Source organism: Helicobacter sp. 10-6591 (assembly GCF_003288805.1).
Lineage (GTDB): Bacteria > Campylobacterota > Campylobacteria > Campylobacterales > Helicobacteraceae > Helicobacter_F.
The window spans coordinates 1-11,940 of the sequence record NZ_NHYK01000020.1 but is presented as its reverse complement, the minus strand read 5'-3'; the positions used below and the strand labels follow the sequence as shown (position 1 = coordinate 11,940).

Here is an 11,940-nt window from a genome sequence, read left to right as displayed (position 1 = left end):
TTCAAAACGGCTTCAAAACAGCAAGTATCACGATAAGAATCAAAAAAAGTGTGGGGATTTCATTGTAGATTCTAAAAAACTTTCCACTTTTATTACAGCTTCTATTGCCTAGAGTTCTTATAAATACCCCACAGCTAAAGTGGTATGCCACAAGCAATATAACAAGCAGAAGTTTTGCGTGCAGCCAACCACCAGCAAATACCTGAGGATCTGCAAGTATAAGTGCTGCACCACTGAGAATCGTCAAAACAAGTGCAGGCAAACCTATATAAATATAAAGCCTCTTTTCTTGCAGTTTGACAACTCTCACAAACTCGCTGTTATAAGAATTTTCTGCATGATAGACAAAAAGTCTTGGGAGATAAAAAAGCATAGCCATCCAACAAACAATCGCAACAATATGCACACATTTGATACCTAAATAATAGTGGGAAAAAAACTCCATAAACCACTCTCCTTCTCCTAAAGCACGCATTATAGCTTATTTTTGAAGGCCTCTATGAGATTGCAAGCACCACACAGCGTGATTTGCACGCTAGATTCCAAAAATGCATTTTTATGCAACGAAAGGTTGAGTTTCTTTGCTTCATATTCGAGTCTTGAGAGCTGGGAGTATGGAATTGTAATCTCTAATGTAGCCTTGGGAACAAAAGGCGTAATAAAATGCTGCTCTCTGGCATGCAAGATACAATCTTGTACACTTTGGGTATAAGCACGTACCAATCCACCAACACCCAAAATCGTGCCACCAAAGTACCGCACGACAATGCAGCCACAACCTACAAGATTTTCACCCCGCAAAACTTTCAGACAAGGCATACCAGCACTTCCTCTTGGCTCACCATCATCACTAAAGCTCTCTATGATTTGCGAATGTTCATTCAGGATTCTGCTAGCACTCACAAAATGCCTAGCCTTTTGGTGCTTTACTCTAAGAGAGTGCATCAAATCTTTCATTTGGGAATCTGTAGTCAAAAAGCCCAAAAACTTTGAACCCTTAGATTCAAAAAAGCCATTAGCGCAAGTATTACTACTAAAAACTTGCATACTTGCTAACGACTCTTGACGCGCTTTTTCATTTTGTTTTCAAAATCTTTTTTTGATTTTATTTCCTGTTCGCGTTTTATTTTTTTGATACGTTTTTTTTCCTCCAAGCGTTCTTTTTCAAGCGAAAGTTTGAGTTCCCTGCTATCTCGTATTTTTTGCATATATTCCTCGCGCCTATTAGGATCTTGGTATTGGATTGGTTTCATAAACATTATGCCAAGCACGATGATAAATAGCACAAGTGCCATTGATGGATCATTCCCACCAAAATGAAACCACAGCCCACCAACAAGTGCTGAGATAAAAAACTTCAGAAACGACTTCATAGCATTTGCTTCTTGTGCGTTTGGCTTAGGAAAACACTGCCAATTGCCTTGATTTGTAAAAAATATATTCCATTCATTGTTTTTTATTGAGCAAATGGAAATTATCTGGATTGGAAGTAAGCGCCAAAAAGGAATGCTCTAAACCCTCTGATTCCTCCTTGGTATCTTCTAGCTTGTCGTAAAGCTTGGGATTTGTGATATTGACAAAAAGTGAAATCTCTTGCAGTAGGTGAGAATCTTGCAAGAGAATCTGTACAATCCCATCATATTCTATACTCACCAAGCTGCCAAAGTTTTGCACCCCAAACCCTGCTTCAAAACTCATGCCAAAACTTTCAAATGCAATACTCTCAAATGTATAACCCGCAAGCACAAATAATGTCAAATCCTCAATATCCTTTGCAATATTCTCAGGCAGTGATGGTTGGAAATGCGTTTTTGAAATATCGCATAAGATGCTAAAAGAAATGCCCTCACTTACAAGGAAACCAAGAATATCCTTGAGGTGCTTGATAAGCAGCTTTTTCAACCTAGGATTTTTCAGAATCATAATAAATCCTCAAATTCCTTTAGTAATCTCTTGACTTCATCCATACCAAGTGTCCAGAATGTAGAATCTTCGATATCAAATCCAAACTTTTTAACCAATTTTCTAGGACTTTGACTCCCACCTAATGAAAGAAAATCAAGATAGGTTGCAATGAATTTCTGTCGTGTTTGAGTATCTGGTGACTTTTTATAAAGTCCAAAAAGTGAAAGCACTAAGAGCTGCCCATATGCATACGCATAACAATAAAAAGGAGAATGTATAAAATGTGGGATATAACACCACCACGAAGCATAATTTTTTGTAAGTTTTAGAGAATCTCCAAACATCTTTTTGTTTTCTGTAAGCCAGATTCTATCAAGCTCATCTACGCTAAGCTCGCCACTTCTGTTATGAATCTCTCGCTCAAAATTTGTCATCACAATCTGTCGAAAAAGAGTAGAAAAAATATCCTCCAATTTTCCTACATACAGAGATAAAAGCTCATCTTTTGGGAGACTGTTTTTTAGAGAATCAAAAAGCAGCATTTCTGCAAATACTGAGGCTGTCTCTGCTGTAGTAAGCGGCGTATCCATGTTAAGATAACCCACTTTCTTACTAAGCTCTTGGTGTATCATATGCCCAAACTCATGGGCAATGGTAAAGGCATCGCGTCTTGAATCGGTATGATTTAAAAGCACATAAGGATGCGCGCTTGGCACACTCCCATGGCTGAATGCACCACCGCGCTTATTTTCTCTAGGGTGCGAATCCACCCATCCGTTCTTAATAGCCTCTCTTGCTATTTTTCCAAACACAGGACTAAACTCATCAAAAGAGCTGAGTACTAATGAGAGAGCTTTGCTGTACTCAAGATTGTGCGTAGTTTTTGATCCTTTCTTAGAATCTTCTTGAAACTCTAGCGGTGCATATCTATCATAGTCTTTCAGATCTTTTATGCCTAAGAGATGTGATTTTATTTTGTAATATCTCTGCACCATAGCAAAATTTGCATTGACTAGTTCCACAAGCTTATCCACGCTTTTTTGTGAAATACAGTTGGAGAGATGTCGAAAACTCTCACTTTTTGCATATCCGCGCAACTCTTTTTTTAATGCCACATCTTTGCGTACGACATTGAGGATAAATCCAAGCAAATGTCTTGATTTTGCCAACCCTTTTGTGAAACTTTTTTGTGCTTTCTTTCTTAGCTTGCGATTAACGTGATGTAGCTTTGAGAGTATCTCCTCTTCGTTGAGGAGCTCCTCATCCACCTTGAATCGCATTTGTGCTAAATGCTCATCAAAAAGCCGAGAAAATGCGTCAGTGGAAATTGCAGAAGTTTTTAAGAGAATCTGCTCTTCTTTTAGACTGAGCAAATGCTTCTCCTGCATACCAAGTTTTTTGAGATAAAACGCATATTTTTGCGCACAAGCTGCTATTGCTTGTCGCTGTTTTGTATCCAATGCACAAAGCTCAATTTCAAAAAACAAAAGCTCATTTTGTGCTCTCTGCGCTTTCTGCTCAAGCTCTGCATAAACAGCACCTTTTTTAGTATCTTGCGCAAAAAGCAAGAATCCATAAGTAAGCACTCTACCAATCTGCTCGCACAAGCTCTCATATTCTTCAAAGATACTCAAAAACTCATTTGGCGGGATACTAGAAAGTCTGCCTTGAAAGGATTTATTAAAACGCTTGCTTGCATTGAAAATCTTTGTACAAGAGGAAACAGCCTGCTTATGTGAAGAAAACAGAGATTTGAGATTCCATTCACTACAAGCAGAGAACGTCTTTGTGTCATTTGTAGTTTGCCTATTTTGCTCCATACAATCCTCCTATTTTGATTGAGATCAATCCTCTTTGAGCAATTCCAATGCTTTAAGAAAAGTAATATCCTCCATCTGCATACCACTTGTCATATTTTTAAGCGTTACGCTTTTGGCTTTAAATTCACTCTCGCCCACGACCAGGACAAACTCATGTCCCAATACATTCGCATAGCTAAATGGTTTTTTGAGCTTGACAATATCAGGATACACCTCGATAGCTATTCCAGAGCGCCTAAAAGACTCAGCCAATGAATGCACATACCCTAGATATGCTTTATCCATTGAAATAATAAGCGCACGCGCGGAAGTTGATTTGCCCCCGATAAGCCTTAATTCTTTCATTGCTGCAAGCAGTCTGTCCACACCTATAGAAGCCCCAACACCACTTAACCTCTGTTTAGAAAAAGTCCTGGTGAGGTTATCATAGCGCCCTCCAGAGCACACACTCCCAATGCTTGGTAGTCTATGAAGCACGGTTTCATAGACTATCCCGGTGTAATATCCCAGTCCCCTTGCAATAGAAAAATTCACGCGATAACAATCCTTATCCATTTGTAAAGGCAAGAGAATCTCATAAAGCTCCTCAAGCTCTTCAATCCCCTCTTTGAGTTCTTTATTCCATTCTTTCATGGATTCTATGCTTTTGAAAAATTCCTTTCCTGCACCATTTTGTTTGATTGATGTGTATTCCAATATCTCTTGTGCTTTTTGCGTAGAGATCCCAAGCTCTATATTAAGCTCGCTAATCACCCCACCAAGCTCGATTTTATCAAGCTTATCGATAACCCGTAAAACAGCATCAACAGAGCTTTTGTCAGTTATGCCAAAATGCTTGCAAATCCCATTTAGTATCTTCCTATGATTGAGCCAAATACTAAATTCACTCATGCCCAGATTGATAAGTGATGCATAAATCACTTGCAAAATCTCTGCATCGCAAGAGAGCGATTCTGAACCTATGAAGTCAAAATCACATTGCGTGAATTCTCTGTATCTGCCTTTTTGTGCTCGTTCTCCACGAAAGACATTGCCAATAGCATAGCGTTTAAAGGGTAGCTCAAGTTCGTTTTGGTATTGTGTAATAAAACGCGCTAAAGGCACGGTGAGATCAAAGCGCAGCGCAACATCACGCCCGCCTCTGTCATTAAAGCGATAGAGCTCCTTTTGTATCTCCTCACTCCCTTGTTTGACTAGTATATCTGCATGCTCAATATGCGGCGTCTCAATAGGTACAAAACCAAACTTCAAAAACACCTCGCTCACACGATTAAGAAGCATATTTTTTGCCATACTCTCTTGCGGCAATCTGTCTTTAAAACCGCTTAATGTTCGGGGGGTAACCAGCATGCAAACTCCTGAGAATCCATATCACTAAGAGTGGGCATTATACACGATTTTTGCGATTATACGGGCTTTTTGCGCACCTGTGCATTTTCTATTACAAGCGCTTGTCTGCATAATGCCTGCAAAACAAATTGATTATGAGAAATCACTACATAAGTAATGTCTAAGATTTTTTGTAGCTTTATAAGTAGCTCTAAAATCTCACTTACCAGTACCATATCAAGATTGCTAAATACCTCGTCTAAAATCAGAATCTTAGGATTTGTAATAAGCGCACGTGCTAATGCTATACGGCTAGCCTCTCCGCCACTATAAAATTGGCTTTTATACGAGATGTTTGGTAGTGGAAGCAAGTCTTTGATTTTCTGAAGATACTGTGCTCTCTTGGCTTTTGGAATCTTATGTAATGGCTCTAAGATGCTTTCCTCAGCACTAAAGCGCGGATTAAGAGTAGCTTTTGGATTCTGGAAAACTATGCTCATTTTAGCCCTATACGCATAAGAATCTTGGGAGTGAGAAACCCCATCGCAGTAAAGCCTGCTTTCTTTTGCTAGACCAATACCTAGTAAAAGCTTTGCTAAAGTACTTTTTCCTGCGCCATTAGCCCCTAAAATCCCTAAATTTTCCTTGTGGTAAAGCTCTATATTAAATGGCTGCAAAACTTCAATATTTTTACGTCTAAAGATACCATGAGAGTAGCTTTTATACAGATTATCTCCTTGGAGTAGTACTTGATGTGTCTTACTCTGTGGTGCTCTTAAAGATTCCAGATTTTTATGCGCTTGTACAAGAGATTTACTAAAGCTATGGATAGGAGTATCCAAAATATCTTTACCCCTCTCTATTATGCATCCATTCTGCATTATCGCCACCTCGCTACTCCTACCACAATCCACCACTTTGCGCGCAAGATGCAAATCATGCGTGATAAAAAACAATCCAAAGTCTCTCTTTGTCTGTAGCTCCAAAAGCAGCTCTATGATTTCATCGCCCCTATCCAAATCACTTGTAAGCTCATCAGCAAAGATAATTTCACTTTTTCCCAAAAGAGCAATGGCTATCATCACACGTTGGAGCATTCCACCGCTTAATTCAAACGGATACAAATCTAGCACTTGAGAATCTAAACCTACCAAAGCAAGCAACTCTATAAACTCTCTATCGCTTGATTCAAGACGTTTAGTCTTTGCAGATTCTCTGAAATGGCTTCGAATACAAAACACCTCATCAAAGCATATGGCAGGATTTTGGAGTATCACACCATAATTTTTACTCCCACACCATCTTATATCCCCAGAAGTAGAAAAATATTCAGGTATCTCGCCAACTATCGATCGTAAAAGCAGGCTTTTGCCAGCACCACTATTACCAAGCAAAACGAAATTTTGTGATTTCTCAATGCAGAGGTTGATACTCTCCAAATACACGCGCTTTTGGCTAAAAAGCCTGAAATTTTGCATACAAATAAGCTTAGACATAAAATTCACTTCTCTTGAGATTTTCTTCTGGATCAAGCCAGTCGCGCACAATCTCACCGGCAGTATTAAATAACGCCACAGTAAGAAAGATACATACTCCGGGCAGAAGCATGAGTTCCGGATACTCCATAATGTAGGGTGCACTATCAGCTATCATAATCCCCCATTCAGGCGTTGGTGCTTGTACCCCAAGCCCCAAGAAAGAAAGTGCCGCTATATGCAAAAGCATATGCCCCAAATCAAGTGTCAAGAGAATTATCATCTGCGCAAAAACTGCCGGAAAAATATGCACACGCATAATATAAAAATCACCAAATCCCTGCGCTCTAGCTGCTTGCACAAAGCCTTTTGTGCGCATCTCTAGCACAATACTACGTACAACCCGTGCATACCACGCCCAATGCGTTAGTACAATAGAGAGAATCACATTTTCTATCCCAACCCCTAAAATCCCTATGAAAAATAGCGCAAGAATAAACGTGGGAAAGACAAAAAACACATCGCAGATTCTCATCAAGACACTATCAAATATGCCGCCTTTAAACCCCGCAACAATGCCCACGACAAAAGAGAATACAGCAATACAAGAACTAATAATGAGCAGGCTAACAAGTGAAGTGTGCGCACCAAAGATAAGCCTTGATAAAACATCTCTGCCCAAATGATCACACCCAAGCCAATGCTCTAAACTAGGAGCGGCAAATTTCTTTGACAAATCTGTACTTAGAGGATCAAGTGGCAGCAATGGCGCACAAAACACAAGTAAAGTAAGTGCAAACAACATACCAAAGATCACATAGGCATAGTTATGAAAGCAAGGAATCTGTAATCTCCCAAAGATTCTTTTCACCTTATCCTTCCTTGATATAAGTTATCTTAGGGTTAAGCATGCAGTAGCAAATATCTACCAAAAGGCTTAAAAGCACAAAAATCCCACACATCAAGAGCATAAAACACTGCATTACAGGATAGTCGTGATTAGTAATAGCACTAAGTGTATAGCGTCCAATGCCAGGTAGACTGAAAAGCATTTCCACCACCACAGCGCCACCAAGTAGCTCCCCAAAGTGCATACCAAAAGAGGTAAGCACAGGTAGCAGAGAGTTTTTGAGTAAATGCCATTTGTATGATTCTTTGTGGCGCAATTTTGTATAAAAAAGACTAGAAGAGAGTTTATGCTCTAAGACAGATGAGCGCATGATACGGATGTTGATACACAATGACATAAAAGAAAGTGTCAAAACAGGTAGAAAATAGCTGCTTTGCTCATATGGATTGAACCAACCAAGCTTGACTGAAAATATATAAATCAACAAGAATCCAACCCAGAAGCTGGGCGCACAAACCCCAATGAAACACAAAAACCGCACACATCTATCAAACACACTGTTTTTATATATCGCGCTAAGCATGCCAAGAGGAATGCTTACTCCCACCACAAGAAGCATGGAAGTAAAAGTAAGATACAAAGTCGTAGGCAAGTAGTAAAGCAGATCGTCTAAAACTGGTCTTTTGGTGACAAAAGACACACCAAAATCAAAGTGCAAGGCATTTTTAAGCCACAAAAAATATTGTGTGAAAAATGGCTTATCTAGCCCCAGCTCCTCTCTTGCACTCTGCAGTGCCATCTCTGTAGGTGGGATCTGAGACTGCACCAAATATGCCAAAGCCGCATCAACCGGACTAAATCGCAACAAGGCAAATACAATAATACTGACTATCACGCTAAGTGGAAGCAGCCATAAGATTCTTGCAAGGATGTAACGTGCCATTTTCTACCTTAGAGAATCCATTTTAGGTTGCAAAAGGTGGAACATAAACTCGCTTCTCATTTCCCCAAAAGAAAAGTTTTGTAATCTTTCATCGTAAAAGACTGCAAATACAGGCATTCTACTGATAGGCAAATATACACCACTATCATGTAATGCCTGCAAGACAAAAGCATATTTGCTCGCCAAGACCTCCTCATCATTGCTGTGAAGAATCTCTCTTATCGCTAAATCAATTTCTTGCTTATTCTCTAGCAAGCTTTGTGCTGCATAGTCCGCATGGCTTGGCGCGAGCATGGAGCCCAAAAACGCATGGGGATCAAAAGGATCGCCCCAAGTCTCATTAAAGATAATGTCAAAGTCCCCATTTTTCTGCGCTTGGTAGAAGCTAGTCTGCTCTTTTGCCTTCAGTTCTAGAGTGATACCGACTTTTGCTAGATCACCTTGCAGTGCCTCAGCGATTGCCTTTTGTGTGGGATTTGAACCAAGATAGGTAAGGGTGAAGACCCTCTGGGTTTCTTGCTCGATGAGATTGTGTGCTTCTTGTGGTACAAAGCCTAAGGGCTTTAGGTTTGCACTAAAGGCTGCTACCTCTTTGCTAAAGAGTGTATCAGCTTGTGGCTCGACATTGAGCAAGATATTCTTAAGAACCATTTCTTTATTGAAAGCAAGTGCGATTGCCTTACGCATATTTGAATTGATTGAAGCAGAATTGAGTACAAGCAAGTTTGTGCCTTGTGGTCTTGATATTTGTGTGCGGAACTTGGGATTTTTGGATAGTCGCACGAAATTCTCCACACTCAGCATCTCACGCCCAATCAGAATATCAATAGCCCCAGATTCCAAAGCCAAGAGGCGCGCATGAGGATCTGGTATCACCTTGACAATAAACCTCTCAAACTCCGGCTTTTTGCCCCTGTAGTAAGGATTTGGTATAAAAATATCATGCACCCCAAGCACAGATTTTTCGAGCTTCCATGGCCCTGAACCTATAGGACTTATACTCATGTAATCACCAAATCCAGAAGGGGCCAAAATCCTGAAAGGTCGAGGCAAACTCAATTCTTTCAAAGTAGCAAAATATGGGGACTTTAGCCGCAGCACGAAGTGTTGTGAATCCACAGCTTCAAATGATTCTATAACCTGCACAAGCCCTAGCCACCAATGATGCTTTTTGTTTTCCATAATCATAGAAAAGTTCTGCTCCACAGCCTTAGCATCAAGCTCGCTACCATCAGAAAATTTCATACCTTTTGGCAAAGTGAAAGTATAGACTTTACCATCATCAGAGACTTCCCACGAAGAAGCTATGCTTGGCTCTATCACACCATCTTTGCCAAATCGTACCAACCCCTCATACACAAGCACTTGCGCATACATCTGATTAGGTGAATAAAAATGTGGGTGTAAAATCCCCGCATTTACAGCCCATGCACTCCGTAAGTCATGAGCATAAACCAAGAGACCAAAGACAAGACACATGAGAAAAAATCGCATTGTTAAAACTCCTTGACTATGAAAAATAGTTGTAATTCTACTCAAATGCGCTAATAGCACGCTTGCACACTGGCAAGCCAGTGTTTATTTTCTACACAAATATAATTTTTTATATATTTACTTGTAGATATATTTTCCATCCATTAGTGTTATAAATCAGTGTCCTATTTCTATAGGACAGTGGAAACATGAACGACCAAAAAAAACATGAACAACCTCAAGGAAAAAACATGAACACAAAAGCCCCCATAAACAGAATCTCAGCTATCACAGCACTGCTTTTAGGCGTATGCGCTTCAAGCGCAGCAGGAGAACACAATAATCCTAGTTGGCAGGTTGCAGTTGATGGCGGTAATCTCTCTGTGAGTAATACTAAACATGGGAGCGATCCAGGCATCACTACCATCATCGCAAATAATGGCGGTAGTAAAAATAATCTAAGCGGTAGAATAGAAACAAGTAATCCCCCCAATAACAACACTCTAAGCTCACTACTCATAGAAAATGGGACTTCTATAAAAGGTAACAATGGTCTTATAGTTATAGGCAAAGACAGCCAAAACCAAAACTACACGATTCCAACCATCACAAACCAAGGCACACTCACCTCAGAGGGACAATCAACAGTTTTTATCACAGGACAAGGCAACAAAACAATCACAAACTTCACAAACATCGGAACGATTAAAAACACTAAAAAAGGTGACAACAGTAACGAAAATAGCGCTATCAGATTCAATAAAGACAACAACAAACAAAGCACATATTCCATAACCAATTTTTCAAATTCCGGACTTATAGAATCTGACAAAAGAACCATTGTTCTCTACAACACTACTATTGAGAATTTCACTAACGATGGCACGATTCATTCAAATGGACACAATGCAATGGATATGAAAAATTCCACAATAAAAACTTTCATCAACAAAGGATTAATCACAAAAAGAAAGAGTAATTCTGACTTTACAAAAGGTCTTGGATTATCGAGTAATGCAAATATTGAAACTCTTATCAATAATGGCACGATATTGGCAGAGGAAGGCAATTGGGATAGTTCTGGTATAGAACTTCAAGATTTTATTGATCCTGGGGAAATCAGTATCAAGACCCTAGAAAACACAGGGCTTATCAAAGCAAGAAATGCTGCTGTGCATGTTGGGCCGATTAAAGGTGAAAACAATAAAAACACTATAACGCTTCTCAAAAATAGTGGAACCCTTATGAGTCAAAAATCTGCTATTGAACTAGATAATAATAGTGATGTTGGGGAAAATGCCATCAGTAGTATCATGACACTGCAAAATTCTGGAGTGATACAAGGTCATAATAATGGTGTAACAGTATTTTTTGGTTGTACTATCGAACAGTGTCATGGTGATGGAAAAAGTTCTATAGACATTATAGAAAACACAGGGACTATCATTGGAGAAACTGGCGTAGGGATTAATATCAAAATAGACAAAGATCATAATGATACACAAAGTTTCAAAGGCATCAAACCAACATCTATGACCATAGGCCAAATCAAAGTAGATGGTCTTGTACAAGGTAAGCAAGCTGGGATTCTTAACCAAGGCCAATTAGGTTCAAAAGAGGGGGAGGAAGCGATTATAGTAGGTACTAATGGCAGAATCCAAGGTGGTTTCAAGAATGACAAAGATGGAATCCTCCAAGGTGATATCACCAACAATGGCAAGAGTGAATTAGCACTAGACAACAAAGGCAAAGTAAGCAATAACACCGTAATCACCAATAGCAATTCCTCTAACGGCGGCAGTATCAAAATCCTAGACTGGAAAGTAGAGAATCAAAGCAATGGTGGTGGCCAGCAAATAAAAACAGTCCAATTCAAAGGTGAAGGCATTACAGTAGAAAAGCTAACTATAAATGCTCAGAATGCAGATGTTACTCAAGTAGCTAATGCATTTACTACAGATGATAATGCAAACAAAGCCAATATATTTGCACACACCCAAATAGAATCCACAGACCAATCAGTCAAATTCACCGGTGACATGCTCCGAGGCCTTGTTGCCAACATAGATGGTTCTAAAACAGCAGCTGCTGCATTAAACAGAACACTTATAACCACAGCTACTGCAAGAGCTACATTCTTAGATT

Annotated in this window: 11 protein-coding genes; 1 reads left to right on the top strand and 10 read right to left on the bottom strand. The window is 39.5% G+C overall.

Going from position 1 to position 11,940, the window contains the following annotated elements; translation table 11 throughout:
* Position 1 precedes the first annotated feature (1 nt).
* The 10 genes from hemJ to nikA all read right to left on the bottom strand — a co-directional run bounded on the left by hemJ (position 2) and on the right by nikA (position 9,816).
* Entirely contained in the window at positions 2–445 is a 444-nt protein-coding gene (gene hemJ / locus CCY97_RS06775; protein WP_112064720.1) for a protoporphyrinogen oxidase HemJ, read from the bottom strand.
* A gap of 29 nt (positions 446–474) precedes the next feature.
* Positions 475–1,047 carry a YigZ family protein gene (locus CCY97_RS06770; RefSeq protein ID WP_112064719.1) on the bottom strand — a complete coding sequence of 191 codons (573 nt, stop codon included), beginning with the start codon at positions 1,045–1,047 and terminating at the stop codon, positions 475–477.
* Between the two features lie 5 nt (positions 1,048–1,052).
* Positions 1,053–1,373, bottom strand: a complete 321-nt coding sequence (locus CCY97_RS06765; protein WP_112064718.1) for a hypothetical protein — start codon at positions 1,371–1,373, stop codon at positions 1,053–1,055.
* 73 nt (positions 1,374–1,446) lie between these two features.
* Complete coding sequence (locus CCY97_RS06760) at positions 1,447–1,923, bottom strand: hypothetical protein (RefSeq protein WP_112064717.1); 477 nt, start codon at positions 1,921–1,923, stop codon at positions 1,447–1,449.
* Positions 1,920–3,725, bottom strand: a complete 1,806-nt coding sequence (locus tag CCY97_RS06755) for a M3 family oligoendopeptidase (RefSeq protein ID WP_112064716.1) — start codon at positions 3,723–3,725, stop codon at positions 1,920–1,922. The genes CCY97_RS06760 and CCY97_RS06755 overlap by 4 nt, the downstream gene beginning before the upstream one ends.
* Positions 3,726–3,749: 24 nt before the next feature.
* Positions 3,750–5,072, bottom strand: coding sequence for a histidine--tRNA ligase (gene hisS, locus CCY97_RS06750; RefSeq protein ID WP_181562858.1), 1,323 nt, complete (start codon positions 5,070–5,072; stop codon positions 3,750–3,752).
* A gap of 59 nt (positions 5,073–5,131) precedes the next feature.
* On the bottom strand, positions 5,132–6,550 hold the full coding sequence (locus CCY97_RS06745) for an ATP-binding cassette domain-containing protein (protein ID WP_112064714.1): 1,419 nt from the start codon (positions 6,548–6,550) through the stop codon (positions 5,132–5,134).
* Positions 6,543–7,400 carry a nickel ABC transporter permease subunit NikC gene (nikC, locus tag CCY97_RS06740; protein WP_258457084.1) on the bottom strand — a complete coding sequence of 286 codons (858 nt, stop codon included), beginning with the start codon at positions 7,398–7,400 and terminating at the stop codon, positions 6,543–6,545. The genes CCY97_RS06745 and nikC overlap by 8 nt, the downstream gene beginning before the upstream one ends.
* A gap of 1 nt (position 7,401) precedes the next feature.
* Positions 7,402–8,322, bottom strand: coding sequence for an ABC transporter permease subunit (locus tag CCY97_RS06735; protein WP_112064713.1), 921 nt, complete (start codon positions 8,320–8,322; stop codon positions 7,402–7,404).
* A 3-nt stretch (positions 8,323–8,325) separates the two neighbouring features.
* A complete protein-coding gene (gene nikA / locus CCY97_RS06730; protein ID WP_112064712.1) occupies positions 8,326–9,816 on the bottom strand; it encodes a nickel ABC transporter substrate-binding protein in 1,491 nt (496 codons plus the stop codon).
* A gap of 230 nt (positions 9,817–10,046) precedes the next feature.
* Here nikA and CCY97_RS06725 point away from each other — a divergent pair.
* Positions 10,047–11,940: hypothetical protein (locus tag CCY97_RS06725; RefSeq protein WP_146744521.1), on the top strand; the 1,894-nt coding region annotated here is incomplete at its 3' end.